Annotated in this window: 19 protein-coding genes; 2 read left to right on the forward strand and 17 right to left on the reverse strand. The window is 65.1% G+C overall.

Annotated elements, in window-relative coordinates:
* Positions 1 to 143: 143 nt before the first annotated feature.
* The 4 genes from ptsP to GGR43_RS16680 form a co-directional block, all read right to left on the reverse strand.
* Positions 144 to 2426, reverse strand: coding sequence for a phosphoenolpyruvate--protein phosphotransferase (gene ptsP, locus GGR43_RS16665; RefSeq protein WP_188073098.1), 2283 nt, complete (start codon positions 2424 to 2426; stop codon positions 144 to 146).
* Positions 2427 to 2497: 71 nt separating this feature from the next.
* Positions 2498 to 2869, reverse strand: coding sequence for a CZB domain-containing protein (locus GGR43_RS16670; protein ID WP_188073099.1), 372 nt, complete (start codon positions 2867 to 2869; stop codon positions 2498 to 2500).
* Between the two features lie 97 nt (positions 2870 to 2966).
* The gene (locus tag GGR43_RS16675; RefSeq protein ID WP_188073100.1) at positions 2967 to 3974 is read right to left on the reverse strand and encodes an NAD(P)H-dependent flavin oxidoreductase; all 1008 of its coding nucleotides are present in this window, start codon (positions 3972 to 3974) and stop codon (positions 2967 to 2969) included.
* A gap of 3 nt (positions 3975 to 3977) precedes the next feature.
* Entirely contained in the window at positions 3978 to 5249 is a 1272-nt protein-coding gene (locus GGR43_RS16680) for an aspartate kinase (protein WP_188073101.1), read from the reverse strand.
* A gap of 95 nt (positions 5250 to 5344) precedes the next feature.
* On the opposite strand from GGR43_RS16680, the gene ubiG reads away from it, so the two are divergent.
* Positions 5345 to 6103, forward strand: coding sequence for a bifunctional 2-polyprenyl-6-hydroxyphenol methylase/3-demethylubiquinol 3-O-methyltransferase UbiG (gene ubiG, locus GGR43_RS16685; RefSeq protein ID WP_188073102.1), 759 nt, complete (start codon positions 5345 to 5347; stop codon positions 6101 to 6103).
* Here the strand turns inward: ubiG and GGR43_RS16690 are convergent.
* The 4 genes from GGR43_RS16690 to GGR43_RS16705 all read right to left on the reverse strand — a co-directional run bounded on the left by GGR43_RS16690 (position 6091) and on the right by GGR43_RS16705 (position 11993).
* Positions 6091 to 6810, reverse strand: a complete 720-nt coding sequence (locus tag GGR43_RS16690) for a hypothetical protein (RefSeq protein ID WP_188073103.1) — start codon at positions 6808 to 6810, stop codon at positions 6091 to 6093. The genes ubiG and GGR43_RS16690 overlap by 13 nt on opposite strands.
* Positions 6811 to 7116: 306 nt before the next feature.
* The gene (locus GGR43_RS16695; RefSeq protein WP_188073104.1) at positions 7117 to 7524 is read right to left on the reverse strand and encodes a group II truncated hemoglobin; all 408 of its coding nucleotides are present in this window, start codon (positions 7522 to 7524) and stop codon (positions 7117 to 7119) included.
* A gap of 243 nt (positions 7525 to 7767) precedes the next feature.
* Positions 7768 to 10623: a DNA polymerase I gene (polA, locus tag GGR43_RS16700; RefSeq protein WP_188073105.1), complete on the reverse strand. Its 2856-nt coding sequence runs from the start codon at positions 10621 to 10623 to the stop codon at positions 7768 to 7770.
* 281 nt (positions 10624 to 10904) lie between these two features.
* On the reverse strand, positions 10905 to 11993 hold the full coding sequence (locus GGR43_RS16705) for a serine hydrolase (protein WP_188073120.1): 1089 nt from the start codon (positions 11991 to 11993) through the stop codon (positions 10905 to 10907).
* A gap of 324 nt (positions 11994 to 12317) precedes the next feature.
* Here GGR43_RS16705 and GGR43_RS16710 point away from each other — a divergent pair, with 324 nt between their 5' ends.
* Positions 12318 to 13163, forward strand: coding sequence for an alpha/beta fold hydrolase (locus tag GGR43_RS16710; protein WP_188073106.1), 846 nt, complete (start codon positions 12318 to 12320; stop codon positions 13161 to 13163).
* Positions 13164 to 13683: 520 nt separating this feature from the next.
* Here the strand turns inward: GGR43_RS16710 and GGR43_RS16715 are convergent.
* The 9 genes from GGR43_RS16715 to GGR43_RS16755 form a co-directional block, all read right to left on the reverse strand.
* Positions 13684 to 15105: an NAD(P)(+) transhydrogenase (Re/Si-specific) subunit beta gene (locus GGR43_RS16715; protein ID WP_188073107.1), complete on the reverse strand. Its 1422-nt coding sequence runs from the start codon at positions 15103 to 15105 to the stop codon at positions 13684 to 13686.
* Positions 15105 to 15389, reverse strand: coding sequence for an NAD(P) transhydrogenase subunit alpha part 2 (locus tag GGR43_RS16720; protein WP_188073108.1), 285 nt, complete (start codon positions 15387 to 15389; stop codon positions 15105 to 15107). The genes GGR43_RS16715 and GGR43_RS16720 overlap by 1 nt, the downstream gene beginning before the upstream one ends.
* 52 nt (positions 15390 to 15441) lie before the next feature.
* Positions 15442 to 16566 carry an NAD(P) transhydrogenase subunit alpha gene (locus GGR43_RS16725; RefSeq protein WP_188073109.1) on the reverse strand — a complete coding sequence of 375 codons (1125 nt, stop codon included), beginning with the start codon at positions 16564 to 16566 and terminating at the stop codon, positions 15442 to 15444.
* A gap of 47 nt (positions 16567 to 16613) precedes the next feature.
* Positions 16614 to 16733 (reverse strand): aa3-type cytochrome c oxidase subunit IV, encoded by a 120-nt coding sequence (locus GGR43_RS16730; RefSeq protein ID WP_223177491.1) that lies wholly within the window; start codon positions 16731 to 16733, stop codon positions 16614 to 16616.
* Positions 16734 to 16963: 230 nt separating this feature from the next.
* Entirely contained in the window at positions 16964 to 17992 is a 1029-nt protein-coding gene (locus GGR43_RS16735) for a tyrosine-type recombinase/integrase (RefSeq protein WP_223177492.1), read from the reverse strand.
* The gene (locus tag GGR43_RS16740) at positions 17979 to 18215 is read right to left on the reverse strand and encodes a helix-turn-helix transcriptional regulator (protein WP_188073112.1); all 237 of its coding nucleotides are present in this window, start codon (positions 18213 to 18215) and stop codon (positions 17979 to 17981) included. Before GGR43_RS16740 ends, GGR43_RS16735 begins: the two co-directional genes overlap by 14 nt.
* On the reverse strand, positions 18212 to 18475 hold the full coding sequence (locus GGR43_RS16745) for a hypothetical protein (protein ID WP_188073113.1): 264 nt from the start codon (positions 18473 to 18475) through the stop codon (positions 18212 to 18214). The genes GGR43_RS16740 and GGR43_RS16745 overlap by 4 nt, the downstream gene beginning before the upstream one ends.
* Positions 18465 to 18671 (reverse strand): hypothetical protein, encoded by a 207-nt coding sequence (locus tag GGR43_RS16750; RefSeq protein ID WP_188073114.1) that lies wholly within the window; start codon positions 18669 to 18671, stop codon positions 18465 to 18467. Before GGR43_RS16750 ends, GGR43_RS16745 begins: the two co-directional genes overlap by 11 nt.
* A complete protein-coding gene (locus GGR43_RS16755; RefSeq protein WP_188073115.1) occupies positions 18664 to 19071 on the reverse strand; it encodes a hypothetical protein in 408 nt (135 codons plus the stop codon). Before GGR43_RS16755 ends, GGR43_RS16750 begins: the two co-directional genes overlap by 8 nt.
* Positions 19072 to 19135: the final 64 nt, after the last annotated feature.

Raw genomic sequence — 19135 nt, forward strand, 5'->3', positions numbered from 1 at the left:
TATCGATGATGAGGTGCGGTTCTTCCATGTCCTTGGCGGCAGTGTCAACGACAGCTTGCCTATGCCACATGTCATTTCGCCTTACTCTTCCGATTTTTTACACCCGGCGGAAGATAGAGGCCAGCAAACCCGCGCCTTCGCGATCAGTTCAGCTCGATACCGGAGGCTTCGGCGAAGGCGAGCAGGGATGCGCGCGGGTCCGCCGTCATGTCCCGCACCATCGCCGTCACATGATCGCGCAGGCCGGGCAGGTCGACGGAGCGGATCATCGCCTTGACCGGCCCGACCGAAGCCGGGGTGATCGACAGCCGCTTCACCCCCAACCCCACCAGCGCCATCGCCTCCAGCGTGCGCCCGCCCATCTCGCCGCACACGCCGACGGGCACCGACGCGCCCTCGCACGCCCGCACGATGCGCTGGATGAAGCGCAATATCGCAAGGCTCAGCCAGTCGTACCGCTCCGCCAGCTTGGGATGGGCGCGGTCGGCGGCGAACAGGAACTGGGTCAGGTCGTTGGTGCCGATCGACAGGAAATCGAGCTTCGGCAGCAATATGTCGAGCACCTCGGCCAGCGCGGGAACCTCCAGCATTGCGCCATAGCGGATCGCGGTGGGCAGCATCTTGCGCCGCTCGACCAGAAGCTGACGCTGCTGCTCGAAAATGGCGTGCGCCGCGTCGAATTCCCACGGCTCGGAAATCATCGGGAACATCACGTGCAGCGTGCGTCCGGCGGCGGCCTCCAGCAGAGCGCGCGCCTGCGCCTTCAGCAGGCCGTCCCGCTCCAGCGCGAGGCGCATCGCGCGCCAGCCCATGGCGGGGTTCTCTTCCTCTATCTCGTCGTCATTGCGCAGATAGGGCAGCGCCTTGTCGCCGCCGATGTCGACGGTGCGGAAGATGACCGGCCGGTCGCCCGCCGCCTCCATCACGTCGCGATAGAGGCGCTGCTGCTTCTCCCGCTGCGGCAGCGTCGCCGACACCAGGAACTGGAATTCGGTGCGGAACAGGCCGATGCCGTCCGCATTGGTGGCTTCGAGCGCCGCCACATCGTCGCGCAGGCCCGCATTGACCATCAGCTCGATCCGCGTGCCGTCCTTCGTCACCGGCGGCAGGTCGCGCATCGCGACGAAGGCGGCGCGGCGCTTCTGCGTCAGCGCCAGCCTGCTGTCGAACGCCTCCTCCATATCCGGCGAGGGACGAACGAACAGGCGGTTTTTCGCGACATCCATCAGGATAGTGTCGCCCTCGTTGATGAGGTGGCGCACATCCTTGACCCGGCCCAGCATCGGCACGCCCATCGCCCGCGCGACGATGGTGACATGGGCGGTGAGCGAGCCTTCCTCCAGGATCACCCCCTTCAGGCGGCGGCGGTCATATTCCAGCAGTTCGGCGGGCCCCAGATTGCGCGCGATCAGGATCGCATCCTGCCGCAGCCCCAGCTGCGCCGCCGTGCCGAGCTGGCCAGAGACGATGCGCAACAGGCGGTTGGCGAGGTCCTCCAGATCATGCATGCGGTCGGCGAGCAGCGGGTCGTCTATCTGCCGCATGCGCATGCGGGTGCGCTGCTGCACCCTTTCTATCGCCGCCTCGGCGGTGAGGCCGCTGTCGATCGCTTCGTTGATCCGGCGCGACCAGCCTTCGTCATAGGCGAACATCTTGTAGGTTTCGATCACCTCCTGATGTTCGCCATCGACCCCGAACTCGGATGCGCCCGCCAGCTTGTCGATCTGCTCGCGCATCTTGGCGAAGGCCGAATAGACGCGCTGCCGCTCCGCCTCCGTATCCTCGGCGACGGTATGCTCGATGGTGATGCGCGGCTGGTGGAACACCGCCTGCCCGCGCGCCATGCCCATCACCAGTTGCAGGCCGGAGACGATCTGCGTCTGCGTGCCCGCCACCCGCACGTCGCCGGGGTGCTCGTCGACCAGCCCGGCATTGGTGATCAGCTCCGACAGCACCATGGCGACGGTCTGGAGCGCCTCGATCTCCACCTCCTCATAGCGGTGCGGTTCGAGATGCTGCACGGAAAGCACGCCCACCGCATCCTCGCGCCGGACGATCGGCACGCCCGCGAAGCTGTGGAAACGCTCCTCCCCCGTTTCGGGCTTGTAGGCGAAGTCGGGATGGGCGGCGGCCTCGTCCAGGTTGAGCGTCTCGACATTGCGGGCGATGGTGCCGACCAGCCCCTCGCCCGGCGCCATGCGGGTGACGTGCACAGCCTCCTGCTTCAGCCCGCGCGTGGCGTAGAGTTCCAGCATGCCTTCGCGCAACAGGTAGATGGAGCAGACCTCGCTCGACAATTCCTCGCCGATGATTTCGACCACCTTGTTGAGCTTCGCCTGCGCGCCGTTACGGGACGCCATCACCTCATGAAGGCGGGTGAGTATCCGGCGGGCGGAAGCAACGGCGGTAGCGGGAGAATTGGCCATGCCCCACCGCTAACAGAAAGCCCCGCCCGCTGCCAAGCACTTGCGAAAAGGAAAACTGTACCCGATGTGGATCAGCTGACTTCGCCCTTCCACTTGGTCAGCGCGCGCACCAGCTTTTCGGAGCGGGGGATGAACTCGCCATTGTAGAGCGCATCCGCTTCCGCCGCGCGCGAGGACAGCGCCAGCGACAGCACCTTGCCCGCGCTTTCGTGGAATTCGCGGTGCAGGCGCCGCACCACCTGATAGGGCATGCCCGCGCGGGTCGCGGTGTCGATGGTCGGCCCGTGGATCCACTTGCCGAACGGGCATTGATCGTCGCGGCAGGCGGTGCGGGGATCGACATCGCTGCTGCCCATCGAAATGGCGGTGCGCAGCCGCAGCTTCCACATGCCATGCGCGCCGATCGCGTTGTTGATCTCTTGCGCCAGAGCCGGTTGTTTCATCGCTATTCTCCCACAGACGTTCCATCCCACTGGAACAGCGCGGCAGATAGGGAAACTCTTCTAAAAAGCGGTAAAGATCGGCGAACGCGGCAGGCGGTCAGCGCCCGCCGAGCGCCGCGTCCGCCTGCTCCAGCAGCTCGGCGATGATCTCCGCGACCGGCTGCTCCTTCGTCACCATGCCGACCGACTGCCCGGCCATGACTGAGCCGTTCTCGATATCGCCGTCGATCACCGCGCGGCGCAGCGCACCCGCCCAGAAATGCTCGATCTCCAGCTGGGCGGCGGCCATGTCGACCTTGCCGTCGTCCAGCATCTGCGCGACCTCGCGCTGCTTGGCGGTGAACGCCTCGGTCCCGGCATTCTTGAGCGCGCGCACCGGGATCACCGGCAGGCGCGGGTCGATCTGCACGCTGGCGATCGCGTCGCGGGCATTGCCGCGCAGGAACGCCTTCTTGAAATTGGGATGCGCGATGCTCTCGGTCGCGCAGACGAAGCGGGTGCCGAGCTGCACGCCCGCCGCGCCCATTTCGAGAAAGCTCGCGATCGCCTCGCCCCGGCCGATGCCGCCCGCGACGAAGATCGGCAGCTCATCGGCCAGCTCGGGCAGGATTTCCTGCGCCAGCACGCCGGTCGCGACCGGGCCGATATGGCCGCCCGCCTCCATGCCCTCGATGATCAGCGCATCGACGCCGGAGCGCATCAGCTTCTTCGCCAATGCCAGCGCGGGCGCGAAGCAGATGACCTTCGCGCCGCTTTCCTTGATCGCCTCGATGCTGCCCTTGGGCGGCAGGCCGCCGGCCAGCACGACATGGCCGACGCCATGCTTCGCGCACACCGCGATCAGGTCCATCAGTTGCGGATGCATGGTGATGAGGTTGACGCCGAAGGGCCTACCCGTCAGCGCCTTCGTGCCCGCGATCTCGGCATCCAGCAATTCCGGGGTCATCGCCCCGCAGGCGATCAGGCCGAAGCCCCCCGCATTGCTGACCGCCGATACCAGATGCCGTTCCGACACCCAGCTCATCGCGCCGCAGAGGATCGCGACCTCGGATCCCAGCAGCGCGGTGCCGCGCGCCATCAGCTCCCGCAACCGAGCGCTCGCCATGCGTCAGGCGGCCTCTTCGGCGTCGAGGCCATAGGCGCTGTGCAGCACGCGCACGGCGAGTTCGGTCTCGTCCTCGTCGATCAGCACGCTCACCTTGATCTCGCTCGTCGCGACGGCGAGGATGTTGATGCCGCGCTCGGCCAGCGCCTTGAACATCGTCGCGGCGACGCCCGCATGGCTCTTCATGCCGACGCCGACGACGGACACCTTGGAAACCTTGGTGTCCGGGATGATGCGGTTGAAGCCGATGGTTTCCTTGTTCTTTTCAAGGATGTCGATGGAGCGGGCCAGATCCGCGCCGGGGACGGTGAAGGTCACGTCCGTCTCGCCCTTGTCGCGGCCGACATTCTGGATGATCATGTCGACATTGATGCTCGCCTCGGCCAGCGGGCCGAAGATGTGGGCGACGGCGCCGGGACGGTCCGGCACGCGGGTGACGGTGACCTTGGCCTCGTTCTTGTCGGCGGCGATGCCGGTGATGAGCTGACGTTCCATGTCGGAATCCTTCGCTATTTGAGCTTCCATTTCCTCTTCGCTGACGATCAGCGTGCCGGGCAGTTCCTCCTGCGTCGGGTCGTCGAAGGAGCTGAGCACCTGCACCCGCACCCCTTCCTTCATCGCCAGCTCGACCGAGCGGGTCTGCAACACCTTGGAGCCGACCGAGGCCAGCTCCAGCATTTCCTCATAGGTCACCATGTCGAGCTTGCGCGCGCGGCTGACGATGCGCGGGTCGGTGGTGTAGACGCCGTTGACGTCGGTATAGATGTCGCAGCGGTCGGCCTTGACGGCGGCGGCGACGGCGACGGCGGAGGTATCCGACCCGCCCCGGCCCAGCGTCGAGACGCGGCCATTTTCCATCCGCCCCTGAAAGCCGGGGATGACGGCGACCTGTCCGGTGGACATCGCCTTCAGCAGTTCCTCTGTGTCGATGCTCTGGATGCGCGCCTTGGCGTGGGATTCGACCGTGTGGATCGGCATCTGCCAGCCCAGCCAGCTGCGCGCGTCGACGCCCATCGCCTTGAGCGTCATCGCCAGAAGGCCGCTCGTCACCTGCTCGCCGCTGGCGACGACCACGTCATATTCGGCCGGGTCGTAAAGCGGGCTCGCTTCCTTGCAGAAGCCGACGAGGCGGTCCGTCTCGCCCGCCATCGCGGAAACGACGACGGCGACCTCATTGCCCTGCTCGGCCACATGTTTGACGCGCGCGGCGACATTGCGAATCCGCTCCATCCCCGCCATCGAGGTTCCGCCGAATTTCATTACGATGCGCGCCATATTTGCTGCCCGACCTGTGTTTCGATAAAGGGAAGCGGCAGGCCGGTGACGACCTGACCGCGAAAACCGCGTCGCTATAGTGAGCAAGGACCGATATGGCAAGCAACGCCGCAACCACGATCAATCCCGAAGAAGCCCGGCATTTCGGGGCGATGGCCGCCGACTGGTGGAACCCGAAGGGATCGAGCGCGATGCTGCACAAGCTGAACCCGGCGCGGCTTTCCTACATCCGCGCGGCGATCGACCGGCACTGGGGGGGCGATCCCCATGCGATGAAGCCGCTGGCGGGCCGCCGCGCGATCGATGTCGGCTGCGGCGCGGGGCTGCTGTGCGAGCCGCTCGCCCGGCTCGGCGCGGCGGTGACGGGTATCGACGCGGCGGCGGAAAATATCGCGGCGGCGCAGGGGCATGCGGAGCGGCAGGGCCTGGCGATAGACTATCGCGCGACCGGCATCGAATCACTCGGGGAGCCGGGCGCGTTCGATCTCGTCACCTCGATGGAGGTGATCGAGCATGTAACCGACCCGGCGCTGTTCCTGCGCGGGTTGGCCGGGGCGCTCAAGCCGGGCGGGCTGATGATCCTCTCCACCCCGAATCGCACCGCCCTCTCCCGCCTGACGATGATCACGCTGGGCGAAGGGCTGGGGATGATCCCCAGGGGCACGCACGACTGGAGCCGGTTCCTGAAGCCGGAAGAGCTGACCGCACTGCTCGACGAGGCGGGGCTGGAGGTCACCGACAGGCGAGGGATCGAATTCTCGCCCGGCCATGGCTTCCGCATCGGCGACAATGTCGGGCTGAACTATATCCTCAGCGCCCGGCACAAGGCCACGGACGCCGATCAGAGGCGATAGCCCGCCAGTTGCCGGCTCGCGATCACGCCGGTCATGCGGGTGCCGTTCACCTCCAGCCAGTCGGGCGTCAGGTCGATCAGCACCTCGCCGATCCATGTCCGCAAGCGGACGACGGTGAGACGGCCGGGCGCGGTGAAATCCAGCTCCGCCCGCGCGTCCGACCGGTCGGACTCCACCACATAGCGGCTTTCGCGATGGGCGAAATGCCAGCCTTCCTCTTCCGGCGCCCAGTGATTGGCGTCGACCACCCGCCGCAGCACATGGTCGGGGCCGGACAGGAACAGGCTGATGCGCAACGCGCCGACCCCGCTCGCGGGCAGCGAGAGGATGAGCGGCGCCTGGTCACCCGCCAGCACCGGCACGGACACATCATGCACCGGCACCGGCCCGCCCGCGCGCATCTGCGGCAGGACGGAACCGAAGGGCAGGTGCTGGCGATAGAAATCGGGATCGCGCAGCACCGGCCGTCTCAGCAGCAGGCCATATTGCTCCGCCGACAGCGGATGGCGGCGCAACAGCGCATAGCATTCGGGGCAGAGCAGCACCGTGGCGGGCGCTTCCCAGTCCGGCTCATCGGGGATCGGCAGCACCGCATAATGATAGACGGTGACGCCGCATCTGATGCATCCATAGCCGCACCGGTGCCGCACTTCGGCCTCGGCGTCTTCCGACAGCCCCGAAGCCTCGACAATATCCCGACCCGCCATGCCAGCCCCCCGATGCCATGCTTCACCGCCCAGCGAAGCGCCGGAACGTGCCTGTCTCCTCCCCCTCTGGGGGAGAGTTTCAGCTAACATAATCAGGGTCAAGCAAAGATTAACCGGTTATCGTCTTTACAAATAGATAGACCATTTTCGGATAACGGCAGACATAAGAGAACCGTTCGGGCTGAGCTTGTCGAAGCCCTGCACTTCTTTGGCTCCGCGGGAAGAAGAAAGTACAGCCCTTCGACAAGCTCAGGGCGAACGGATGTCGGCATGTACCGTTTCCACCTCCTCATCGCCGCGAACCGCTCAGGACGCAGGGCCCGACGTGTTCTCCATCGCCAGCGCCATTTGCGACAGCCGGTGCGTCATCGCCTCGGCGAGCTTTTCATCGAGCCCCGGCTGATCGGCGATGGCCCGCCCCATCGCATCGGCCCATTGCCGCGCGGCCTGCGGTGTGATCGCCAGCGGGCGATGCAGCGACATCACGCAGGCACCCCGCTCGAACCAGGTGCGCGGGCCGCCGAGCCATGCATTGAGGAACTCGGCGAGCCCCGCCTTCACCTTGCCGAGGTCGGGGGCATGCAGCGCCCGCAACTCCGCATAGCGCTCTTCCTCGTCCATCAGGCGGTAGAAGCGGTCGACGATCGCCGCGACCACCGCCTCGCCGCCGAGCATTTCATAAGGGGTGACGGTTGCAGTTGCCGGTTCGTCCATACACCTTCGCCTCTCGCCTATATGGAAAAGGCCGATGTCAGCACGCCCACCCGCCACCGTCCTTGACCGGGATCAAGAAACGCCGTGTCCGGCAGCACCGTAGGGCGGACCGGCATTCAGATGATGATGAGCCGAAAATGGTAGTTTTCCGCGACCCGGAGCGCAGCGGACTTAAGGTCCGTGAGCACCGGAAGCGCGGAAGACTGCCATTTGCAGGCCATCAGGGCTGAATGCCGGTCCGCCCTAATGGGCGGCGCCCCAGCTCTTGCCGGACCCCACCTCCACCACCAGCGGCACGGAGATGTCCACCAGCGGCGCGGCGGCGTTCTCCATCACCTCGCGGATGACGGCGCTGGCGGCATCGACCTGATCTTCCGGCAGTTCGAACACCAGTTCGTCATGCACCTGAAGCAGCATCTTCACCTGCGGCAACCCGGCCCTCGCCAGCGCGGGGACCATGCGCGCCATCGCCCGCTTGATGATGTCGGCGCTCGTCCCCTGGATCGGCGCATTGATCGCCGCGCGCTCCGCCCCCTGCCGTTCATGCTGCAATTTCGCATTGATGCGCGGGAACCAGGTCCGGCGGCCGAACAGCGTTTCGGTGAAGCCCTGCGCCCGCGCCTTTTCCAGCGTTTCGTTGATGTAGACGCCGATGCCGGGGAAGCGGTCGAAATAGCGGGCGATCATGTCCTGCGCCTCGTCCGGCGCGATTTCCAGCCGCGCCGCCAGCCCCCAGCGCGAAATGCCGTAGAGGATCGAGAAGTTGATCGTCTTGGCCCGCGCGCGGGTGTCGCGGTTGACCTCTCCGAACAGTTCCTGCGCGGTGGCGGCGTGAATATCCTCGCCGCGCGCGAACGCATCCTTGAGCGCGGGCACATTGGCCATGTGCGCGGCCAGCCGCAGCTCGATCTGGCTATAGTCGGCCGACAGCAGCACATGGCCCGGCTCGGCGATGAAGGCGTCGCGGATCTGCCGCCCCGCCTCGGTGCGGATCGGGATGTTCTGGAGATTGGGATCGGTCGAGGACAGCCGCCCCGTCTGCGCGCCGGAGAGCGAATAGCTGGTGTGCACGCGGCCCGTCACCGGGCTGATCTGCGCCTGCAACGCGTCGGTATAGGTGGACTTGAGCTTCGACAGCTGCCGCCAGTCGAGCACCTTGCCCGCAATCGGCGCCCCTTCCGCCTTCAGCCGTTCCAGCACCGTCACGTCGGTCGAATAGGCGCCGGTCTTGCCCTTCTTGCCGCCCTTGAGGCCCAGCTTGTCGAACAATATCTCGCCCAGCTGCTTGGGGCTGGCGATGACGAAGCTCTGCCCGGCGAGGCCGTGGATTTCCTTCTCCAGCGCCTCCAGCCCCTGCGCGAACTCGCCCGACAGGCGGGAGAGATAGTCGCGGTCGACCTTCACCCCTTCCCGCTCCATGCCCGTGATCGCCTTCACCAGCGGGCGGTCGACCAGTTCGTAGACGCGCGTCACCCGGTCGCGGAACAGGCGGGGCTTGAGCACATGCCAGAGGCGTAGCGTCACCTCCGCATCCTCGGCGGCATAGGCGGTCGCCTTGTCGAGCGGCACCTCGGCGAAGCTGATCTGCTTCTTGCCGGTGCCTGCCACCTCCTTGAAGGCGATGCACTGGTGGGAGAGGTGCAGTTTCGCCGCCTCGTCCATGCCGTGGCCGCCCAGCCCCTTGCCTGCCTCCAGCGCGAAGCTGAGCAGAATCGTGTCGTCGAAGGGGCGGATGTCGATGCCGTCCAGCCCCGCCTGCCGCGCGGCACGGTCCAGTACATTCATGTCATATTTGAGGTTGTGGCCGACCTTCAGCACACCCTCGTCCTCCAGCAGCGGCTTCAGCCTGCCCAGCACCAGCGCGGCGTCGAGCTGGTGCGGTCGCTCGGAGAACATGTCGCTGCCGATATGGCCCAATGGGATATAGCAGGCCTTGCAAGGGCCGGTGGACAGGCTGACGCCGACCAGCCGCCCGCCCACGGAATCGAGCGCGTCGGTTTCGGTGTCGATGCCGACCAGCCCCTCGGCGCGCGCCTCCGCGATCCAGCGGTCGAGCGCGGCCTCATCCGCCACCGTCTCATACTGCGCATGATCGATCGACGGCAGCGCGGGCAGGCCCGCTTCCGGCACCATTACGGGCAGCCCCGGCTCGGGAACCGGAACCAGCGCCGTCCCCGCCGATGACGAGGCGGCGGCAGGATTGCCCGATCCAGCCGGTCCGGCATCCGAGGAAACCGAATTGAGGCGCGCCAGCAGCGCATTGAACCCCTGATCGGTCAGGAAGGCGCGCAGCGGCTCGGGCGGGATCTGTCCCAGCACCAGATCGTCGAGCGGGTCGGGCAGCGGCACCTGCGCATGCAGCTCGACCAGTTGCCGCGACAGGCGGGCCATGCCCTCATGCTCGACCAGCTTGTCGCGCATCTTTGACGGCTTCATCGTCGGCACGGCGGCGAACACGCCGTCCAGATCACCATATTCGGTGATGAGCTTCGCCGCCGTCTTGGGACCGATGCCGGGCACGCCGGGCACATTGTCCACGCTGTCGCCCATCAGCGCCAGCACGTCGCCCAGCTTGTCCGGGGTGACGCCGAATTTCTGCATCACATAATCGTCGGCCCGGCGTTCGTTCTTCATCGTGTCGAGCATGTCGACGCCCGGCTGGATCAGTTGCGCCAGATCCTTGTCGGACGATACGATGGTGACCTGCCACCCCTGCGCCAGCGCGGCGCGGGTATAGCTGGAGATGATGTCGTCCGCTTCATAGCCTTCCTCCTCGATGCAGGGCAGCGAGAAGGCGCGCGTCGCCTCGCGGATCAGCGGGAATTGCGGGATCAGATCCTCCGGCGCGGGCGGGCGGTTCGCCTTGTACTGATCGTAGAGATCGTTGCGGAAGGTCTTGCTCGACTTGTCGAAGATGACCGCCAGATGCGTCGGCCCGTCCGCCTTGTGCAGATCGTTCGCCAGCTTCCACAGCATCGCCGTATAGCCATAGACCGCGCCCGCCGGCTGGCCGTGCCGGTTGGTGAGCGGCGGCAACTGGTGATAGGCGCGGAAGATATAGCCGCTGCCGTCGACGAGATAGAGATGATTCTGGCTCATGCCGGCCGGGATAGCAGCGCGCGCGCGCGGAAGGAACCGCTATCGCCGAGGGTGGGGAATGGCCGCAGGGCGGGAGGACAGCGGATCCGAGTGAGGAGCTGAGGTCCACCTTTGCCGTCACCCCGGCGCAGGCCGGGGTCTCAGGCCATGTCGCGCGCCATTTCCTGCGATGCCAGCCTTCGCTGGCATGACGCGGTTTAGATGGCCGGAGTTACCTCCGACTGCCACCCAACCGCAAACACCCCGCAAAAGACGACGCCGAAGCTCTATGTCAGCCCGCCCTAACGATGGCTCGCCGCGACCGCCCTCGACACGCCCTGCATCAGCGCCCAGCGTTCCGGGATGGAGACGGTGGTGCTGGCGATCATCACCGCCACCGCATAGCTGGTGCCGTCGGGCGCGGTCATGATGCCGACGTCATTATAGCCGGTGGAACGCGGCGCCAGATCCTGCCCGGTGCCAGTCTTGTGGGCATAGGCCCAACCCGCAGGCACGCCGCCCTTGATGCGCTGCGGCCCGGTCTTCGCGCCCTCCATGGTCGAGAGCAGATAGCGGGTCGAGGCGGGCGAGAGCATCTCCCCGCGCTTCAGCTTCGCGAGCGCCAGCGTGATCGCGCTGGCGGCGGCGCCGTCCGGCGGGTTGGCCAGATAGTCGTCGAGCGCCTTTTCCCGCACCGAACGCGGCAGATTGGCCCGCGCGGTGTAGAAATTGCGGCCGATCGACATCTTCTGGTCCCACACCAGCCCGGCAGCCCTGCTCTGCAACAGGCGCTCGCCCGGCCCGAAGCGGATATTGGGGATGAAACGCCGCGCGAGGAAGCCGCGCACCGCCTCCGGCCCGCCGACGCGCCGCAGCACCGCGTCATTGGCGGTGTTGTCGCTCTGCTGCATCGCGCGGGTGTAGAGGTCGGCGAGGTTGGTCGTGTAGCTGCCGTTCTTCAGCATCGCGGCCAGCGGCTGGTGGAACAGCGTCAGGTCGTTCTGGCCGATGGTGACCGCGTCCTGCATCGTCAGCTTGCCGCGGTCCACCGCATCGAGCAGCGTCATCGCCACCCACAGCTTGGAAACGCTCTGCTGCGGCATCAGCCGCGACCCGTTATAGGCGACCTCCCAATCGGCATCGACGCGGCGCACCGAGATGCCCGCCACGCCGTTGAAGCTGCGGCCGAGCGCGTTGATGCTGGAGACGAGTTCGGCCGGAGCGGTCGCATGCCGCAACGGCCGGGGAGCAACGGGAGCGGCGGCGGGCACGGCGGCCGGCGCCTGCCGTGGCGCGGGCGCATAGACCTGCCGATGGTTGACCGAAGCGTCGGCCACGCATCCGGTCAGCAGGATGGAGACGACAAGACCCCTGGCCCATCCGCCCATCATTCCGCGCTTGCCCGGAACAGGCCCGCGCCTGATGACCACCCCGCCCGACCGACGATATTCCATAAACCCCGTCACCCTAATCGTTCAGCGCCCGCTCATTCGGTTTTCCGCATGACTATCTTGCAGAACCGTTAACTATCAAGGGATTCTGCCGGATTTTTTCTCCGGGAGAAAGCATGGATGCGACGAATGATTCCATTCTTGCGTTAATTCGCGGAACCGGCGCATTGGCACCGCGCCTGAAATCGCCATGTGCTTCCTGACCCTCACAAGGATGATATAGTGACTGAAATTTCCCATTCCAGACCGCATGACCGAAGAACCATGCTGCGGATGGGCCTTGGCGCGGTCGTCGCGGCGGCGGCTGGCGGCATGTTCCCGGCCGCCGAAGGCCGCGCGGCTCCCTTCGCGCTCAAGCGGATGACGATCAGCCGGAAGGGCGCGCTCGGCCCCGGCGGGCGCGACGTGATCCTCATTCCCGGCCTCGCCAGCGGCCCGGCGATCTGGAACGGGCTGGCAGAAAAGCTTCCGGGGCATCGGCTGCATTTCGTGCATATAGCGGGCTTCGCGCACCTGCCCGCCGGGGCCAACGCCACCGGCCCGCTGCTTGCCCCGCTGACGGAGGAACTGGCCGGCTATGTCGACGGCGGCGCCCTGCGCGCGCCGTGCCTCGTCGGACACAGCATGGGCGGCATGCTGGCGATGATGCTGGCCTTGCGCAAGGATGTCGCGGTCGACCGGCTGATGGTGGTCGACATGCTGCCCGAAGGGGCGGCGATGCTCGGCGGCACGGCGCAGGGGCTGGGTTATCTGGCCGGGCAGCTCAACGGCTATCTGACCGGCACCCGCGCCGGACGGCAGCTGCTCGCGCAGATGGTGATGGAAACGCCGGGCGCGGAAGGCAGCGATCCGCAGGTCATCGCCCGCGCGCTGACCGAGCTGGCGCAAACCAACCTCACGCCCCGCCTGCCCGCGCTCGGCAAGCCGCTTCATGTCGTCTACGCGCTGCCCGCCGACAGGGAGATGGCGGCGAACCAGCGCCGTCGCTACGAGGCCGCCTATGCCACCGCCCGCACCGCGACGCTGACCGGCATCGGCCCCAGTGGCCATGCGGTAATGCTGGACCAGCCCGCCCGCTTCGCGGCCGCTATCAGCCAATTTCTGAAATAAATCGCCGGTTTGCGAAATAAATCGCTTTCGTTGACCCAGATCAACGCCCCGCCCGGCGCCCCGGTCTATTTCAGTTCTCACAGGGACGAGACTTCCTTCTCCTCCCTGCCGGGGGTGTCTTCCCGCACCCCCTCCTCCTCGGCACTTCAAGGGGGCGCGACCAGATGGTTGTGCCCCCATTTTTTTCTTTTGCGGAGTGACCGCGGAATAACGGCTTTGGGTGGTTAGCGGACATATCGTGCTGGAATAGAAAGTTCACGCGGAGACGCGGAGGCGCGGAGGCGCGGAGAAGGACGTTCCGGGCCGCAGGCCCCATTTCATTCTCCTTGCGTCGGTTGCCGGGGTGAATGACGAGGGAAAGCGCTTCACGCTACTATCTCTCCGCGTCTCCGCGCCTCCGCGTGAAACCAATCTTCTACGTCCGCTTCTGACCGAAAGCAGCCGCCCGCCCGAAACCTACGGCCGCCTTTCCACAGGCGAACCATCCCGGCCGACGCGTGCGCCGGCCGGGATCATCGCATCAATGCGACAGCGCCTTGACGATTTCCTCGACCATCTTCTTCGCGTCGGCCAGCAGCATCATGGTGTTGTCCATGTAGAAGACGTCGTTGTCGACGCCGGCATAGCCGACGCCGCCCATGGAGCGCTTCACGAACAGCACCGACTTGGCGTTCGCCACGTCGAGGATCGGCATGCCGTAGATCGGCGAGGTCTTGTCCGTCTTGGCCGCCGGGTTGGTCACGTCGTTGGCGCCGATGACGAAGGCGACGTCGGCCTGGCCGAATTCGCTGTTGATGTCCTCCAGCTCGAACACCTCGTCATAAGGCACGTTCGCCTCGGCCAGCAGCACGTTCATATGGCCGGGCATGCGGCCCGCGACCGGGTGGATCGCGAACTTCACATTGACGCCCTTTTCCTTGAGCAGGTCGGTCATCTCGCGCAGCACGTGCTGCGCCTGGCTGACCGCCATGCCGTAGCCCGGAACGATGATCACATTGTCCGCCTGCTCCATCAGGAACGCCGCATCCTCGGCCGAGCCGCGCTTCCACGGGCGCTGCTCCTTCGCCTCGCCGCCGTCCGCGGCGCCCGTTTCCGCGCCGAAGCCGCCCGCGATCACGCTGATGAAGCTGCGGTTCATCGCCCGGCACATGATGTAGGAGAGGATCGCACCCGACGAGCCGACCAGCGCGCCGGTGATGATCATCGCCGTATTGTGCAGCGTGAAGCCCATCGCCGCGGCGGCCCAGCCCGAATAGCTGTTCAGCATCGAGACGACCACCGGCATGTCCGCGCCGCCGATCGGGATGATCAGCAGGAAGCCGATGACGAAGCTGAGCGCCGTCACCGTCCAGAACACCCAGCCGCTCTGGTCGGTCACGAAATAGGCGACCAGACCGAGGATGCCCGCGAGCACCGCGAGGTTGATGACATGACGGCCGGGCAGCATGATCGGCTTGCCCGACATGTTGCCGTTCAGCTTCAGGAAGGCGATGACCGAGCCGGAGAAGGTGATCGCGCCGATGGCGACGCCCAGCCCCATCTCGATGCGGCTGGCGGCGAAGATTTCGCCCGTCGCCGGGTCGGCGATGCCGAACGCCAGCGGGCTGAGATAGGCCGCCGCGCCGACGACCACCGCCGCCATGCCGACCAGCGAGTGGAAGGCCGCGACCAGTTGCGGCATCGCCGTCATCGCGATGCGCCTGGCGATGATGAAGCCGATCACGCCGCCGATGACGATGGCGCCGATGATCTCCGCCATGTCGAGGAATTTATGCGTGGCGATGGTGGTGACGACCGCGATCGCCATGCCCGCCATGCCGAAGCGGTTGCCCCTGCGGCTCGTCGCCGGGCTGGAAAGCCCGCGCAGCGCCAGGATGAAGAGAATGCCGGAAACCAGATAGGCAAGCGCCACCGGCCAGGGAAGAGCAGCGACCTCGTGCATCACTTGCGCTCCTTCTTCTTGTACATGGCAAGCATGCGCTCGGTCACGGCAAAGCCGCCGAAGATGTTGATCGAGGCGAACACCACGCCTGCGAGGCCCAGCCACTTGGCCAGCCCCTCACCGGCCTCCGCCGAGGCGATCAGCGCGCCGACGATGATGACCGAGGAGATCGCGTTGGTCACCGCCATCAGCGGCGTGTGCAGCGCGGGCGTCACCGACCAGACGACATAATAGCCGACGAAACACGCCAGCACGAAAATCGAAAGAATGGAAATGAAGTCCATTTCATCCCCCTTTATGAAATGGCCCCTCGCAGGCGGGAGGCCGGGGTTGGAATCAGTTGGAAAGCAGCCGCTCGTTGACGACCTTGCCGTCCTTCGTCAGGCGGATGGCGTTGCCGATTTCCTCGTCCAGTTCAGGCGCGCCCTTTTCCTTGTCCCAGAAAGCGGACAGGAAATTGTAGAGGTTGCGGCTGAACAGGGCCGAAGCGTCGGCGGCCAGACGGCTGGGCACGTTGCGATGGCCGACGATCTTCACGCCATGGCGCTCGACCACCTCGCCCGCCACGGCGCCCTCGACATTGCCGCCCTGCTCGACCGCCAGATCGACGATCACGCTGCCGGGCCGCATCGTCGCGATCTGCGCGTCGGAAATCAGGCGCGGCGCCGAGCGCCCCGGAATGAGCGCCGTCGTGATGACGATATCCTGCTTGGCGATGTGGGAAGATACCAGTTCGGCCTGCGCCTTCTGATATTCTTCGGACATTTCGGTGGCATAGCCGCCGCTGCCCTCGCCCTCGATCCCCTTCACATTCTCGACGAAGATCGGCTTGGCGCCGAGCGATTCGATCTGCTCCTTCGTCGCCGAGCGCACGTCGGTCGCCGACACCTGCGCGCCCAGACGCCGCGCGGTCGCGATCGCCTGAAGCCCCGCGACGCCCACGCCCATGACGAAGACCTTGGCGGCCGAAATCGTGCCCGCCGCCGTCATCATCATCGGGAAAGCGCGGTCATATTCCGACGCGGCGTCCAGCACCGCCTTGTATCCCGAAAGGTTGGACTGCGACGACAATATGTCCATCGACTGCGCGCGCGTGATGCGCGGCATGAACTCCATCGCCAGCGCTTCCAGCCCGGCGGCCGCATAGGCATCGACCCGCGCCCGCTCACCGAAGGGGTTGAGCCCCGCGACCAGCCACGCGCCGGGCTTCTGCCCGCCGAGGCTGTCCACCGCCGGTCCCTGCACGGACAGCACTATGTCCGCATCCTTCAGCGCCGCCGCGCGGTCGCCCACGCTCGCGCCCGCGGCGGCATAATCCGCATCGGCGATCGACGCCGAAATCCCGGCGCCCGCTTCAACCGATACCGACGCGCCGAGCGCAATGAACTTCTTCACCGTCTCCGGCGTTGCCGCGACGCGGCGCTCGCCCGGAGCAAGTTCCCTGATTACAGCAATTTTCAAAATACTATCTCCCCCTTATTCCCCGGCTGCCGCCATGAGGGCGGCGATCAGGAAATCAGAAGGATCACGAGCGCGGTGACGAGCACCGCCGCCAACGTCCCCCATTTCGCGAAGGTGACGAACCCGCTGTAGGTTCTCTCGGCCATCTGCATGTCGTTTTGCGACATCCTTGTAATCCCCTAATCTGATTGCACTGCCTGATGCGCCGCGACGATGCGCACTTCTCTCTTTTTACCGGGACGACCCGTTTTCATGCAATTCCTTAGGTACAAGCTCGGCAAGACACAAGCTGTCAGTAATACCAATTTGCAAATTTGATGGCGGTTAATCAGCTTTTTACCCGTCATGACGCAAATCCTAGCATTTCTGAGAGGCGTTTTCCCACGTTTGAACATTCTCATTTTGTTCGACGGCCCCCCTGCCACTTGATGACAGCAGAATCAGCCAGCCTCTTCTGGTTGCGGCCCTTCGCATAATGCTCCACCACCTGTAGCGATTGGCCGCTGATCGCCGACGTTTCAGCGATGGAACAACCGCATTCCAGCAAGGCATTGACAGCGTTCTTCCGCAGGCCGTGAGGGATGAAGCGCTCGTTGGTTTGGGCCTTTACCCAAGCGGAGATTATGTCGCGCAGCCGGTCAGGTGAAAATGGTTTGCCGGTCGCCTGCATGAGAATGAAGAGACCAGCTCGCGGGACTCTGTCCATCTCATCTGCAAGCCTCTGGTGGATCGGAATGGACATATCCTTGCGCGTTTTTTGCTGGCGGATGGAAATGGTTCCCCGATCGACATCCGCCCATCGCATCTTCACCACATCACCGATTCGCTGGGCTGTATAATAGAGAAGATGGACCGCAAGCCGCACGGTGGCGTCATCAGCCTGAAGCGCGCGGTCGAGCAGCCATTCCGGCCATGGCTGATGCTCGCCAACGTCCATAAGGCCGATGTCCTTGCATGGATCATTGGTCACATGGCCCCGCTCTCGCCCCCATGCGTAAAGCGCCTTGATCGTCGCGAGCTGGAGGTTCGCCGCGCCCGGCCTGTCGGCCATCTTGTCGATGATCGTCACCACGTCCCGGCGCTCGACCTCACCGGCTGGGGCGGTCGGCAGCTGGCGCAGGAATGCGTTCAGGTAGATGTCATAGACTCGGCGCGTCCCATCGCTCTTTTTCTTATAATGCTGGCTCTTCTGGTACAGATCGACCAGCCCCGCCGTGCTCATCAGCGATGATACGCTTTGCCTGCGCGTCCGGTGCCCCAGCATGGCAGCATATTTCGCGCCGAATGCCGGATCGGAAATCGGCCCCAGGGGAGCATAGATGCGCCGCCCCCGGTCATCCTTCTGCCCGGTGTCGAAATAGCCATAGACCTTGCCGCGCGCCTTGACGCGCTTGAGGTAGGCCATCCCTTTGCTACGAATTGCCATAGAGAGGTTGATCTTTCCGCCAATCGTCCAACCGCTCGCCGGTCAGCGTCTCAACGCTTGCATCGACGGCGCTACGGCTCCAATGGTCGCGGCTGCCGACCTTCACAGGCATTGGCAGGCGACCTTGCATCACCTCCCGCTCAAGCTCGGTCGGTGTGATATCGAGGTATCTGGCCAGCGTTGCCTTCGACATGAGGCGCGGCCAGTCAGGAATATGTTTCATCCCTCCCCCTCCCCCGTGTCGATCGTGGCGTGCAAGACCATCATCATCTGACCATAACCGACCGGTTTCGGTCGCTTTACACGCAACCAAGCGTCTTTCATCGCCTCTGTCGCCTCGCGCGGAACGACGACGAACCCCTGCGCCTCGATGTCGGCAAGGATGGCGTCTACGGCGCGCCGATCAATCAGCTTCGCGCTCGCGGGGGATCGTGTCAGTGCTCCGGCGCAAACCAGAGCCAGCCTCTCCCGGTCAATCTGCATCGGGGCGGTCCTCCTCATATTCTGGCGGGTCCGGTAATCCAGCCCAAACCGCGCGATCATCATCAGTCGATGATCTGAGTCGCCGTATTTCGTAAATACCGCCAGCGACAAGAAAATCTGACGGCATCCGAAAGCGCGCGGTTTGCGTAGGAAAATGGCAGTCGTAAATCATGCATTCATAGCGCTTCTCACTCATCCCCACCTCCTGCGAGCGCGGCGCGAGTGGCAGCGCTGATTTGTTCGTCTATCGCAAGACGACATGACGGCAGGCCATTGGCAATGGAATCGTCCAGATCGACTTCTTGGCTGCCGAGCATCAGGCGGCTTACGTTGTGATTAAGGATTAGGCGCCACTGATATTTTGTGCCGTATCGCGCGTTCAACCTGGCATTGCATAGGTCGAGAAAATCGAGGCGTAACTTATCCTCCCTCAACCGCTTGTTCTCAGCCTCAAGGGCCTCGATGCGATCGGCCGCATCCTCGCATTCGCGCGCTTGGGTTCTCAGGCGAATAGTATCGCCATCGCGGCTATAGACATTGTGCAATCTAAACTCCTTCGCGCACGCCCGCAGCCGCGCTTTCAGGTCATCGGTCATTTGCGTCTCCATTCACGGGCAGCAAGAATGTCATCAATCAACGCGAACCGCAGCTCCGCCACCT

Origin of the sequence: Sphingobium jiangsuense, assembly GCF_014196495.1 — a bacterium.
GTDB lineage: Bacteria > Pseudomonadota > Alphaproteobacteria > Sphingomonadales > Sphingomonadaceae > Sphingobium > Sphingobium jiangsuense.

Coding starts and splice junctions, on each gene's coding strand:
- ptsP (WP_188073098.1), bottom strand. CDS start 2,426: ATGGCCAATTCTCCCGCTACCGCCGTTGCTTCCGCCCGCCGGATACTC.
- GGR43_RS16670 (WP_188073099.1), bottom strand. CDS start 2,869: ATGAAACAACCGGCTCTGGCGCAAGAGATCAACAACGCGATCGGCGCG.
- GGR43_RS16675 (WP_188073100.1), bottom strand. CDS start 3,974: ATGGCGAGCGCTCGGTTGCGGGAGCTGATGGCGCGCGGCACCGCGCTG.
- GGR43_RS16680 (WP_188073101.1), bottom strand. CDS start 5,249: ATGGCGCGCATCGTAATGAAATTCGGCGGAACCTCGATGGCGGGGATG.
- ubiG (WP_188073102.1), top strand. CDS start 5,345: ATGGCAAGCAACGCCGCAACCACGATCAATCCCGAAGAAGCCCGGCAT.
- GGR43_RS16690 (WP_188073103.1), bottom strand. CDS start 6,810: ATGGCGGGTCGGGATATTGTCGAGGCTTCGGGGCTGTCGGAAGACGCC.
- GGR43_RS16695 (WP_188073104.1), bottom strand. CDS start 7,524: ATGGACGAACCGGCAACTGCAACCGTCACCCCTTATGAAATGCTCGGC.
- polA (WP_188073105.1), bottom strand. CDS start 10,623: ATGAGCCAGAATCATCTCTATCTCGTCGACGGCAGCGGCTATATCTTC.
- GGR43_RS16705 (WP_188073120.1), bottom strand. CDS start 11,993: ATGATGGGCGGATGGGCCAGGGGTCTTGTCGTCTCCATCCTGCTGACC.
- GGR43_RS16710 (WP_188073106.1), top strand. CDS start 12,318: ATGCTGCGGATGGGCCTTGGCGCGGTCGTCGCGGCGGCGGCTGGCGGC.
- GGR43_RS16715 (WP_188073107.1), bottom strand. CDS start 15,105: ATGCACGAGGTCGCTGCTCTTCCCTGGCCGGTGGCGCTTGCCTATCTG.
- GGR43_RS16720 (WP_188073108.1), bottom strand. CDS start 15,389: ATGGACTTCATTTCCATTCTTTCGATTTTCGTGCTGGCGTGTTTCGTC.
- GGR43_RS16730 (WP_223177491.1), bottom strand. CDS start 16,733: ATGTCGCAAAACGACATGCAGATGGCCGAGAGAACCTACAGCGGGTTC.
- GGR43_RS16735 (WP_223177492.1), bottom strand. CDS start 17,992: ATGGCAATTCGTAGCAAAGGGATGGCCTACCTCAAGCGCGTCAAGGCG.
- GGR43_RS16740 (WP_188073112.1), bottom strand. CDS start 18,215: ATGAAACATATTCCTGACTGGCCGCGCCTCATGTCGAAGGCAACGCTG.
- GGR43_RS16745 (WP_188073113.1), bottom strand. CDS start 18,475: ATGCAGATTGACCGGGAGAGGCTGGCTCTGGTTTGCGCCGGAGCACTG.
- GGR43_RS16750 (WP_188073114.1), bottom strand. CDS start 18,671: ATGAGTGAGAAGCGCTATGAATGCATGATTTACGACTGCCATTTTCCT.
- GGR43_RS16755 (WP_188073115.1), bottom strand. CDS start 19,071: ATGACCGATGACCTGAAAGCGCGGCTGCGGGCGTGCGCGAAGGAGTTT.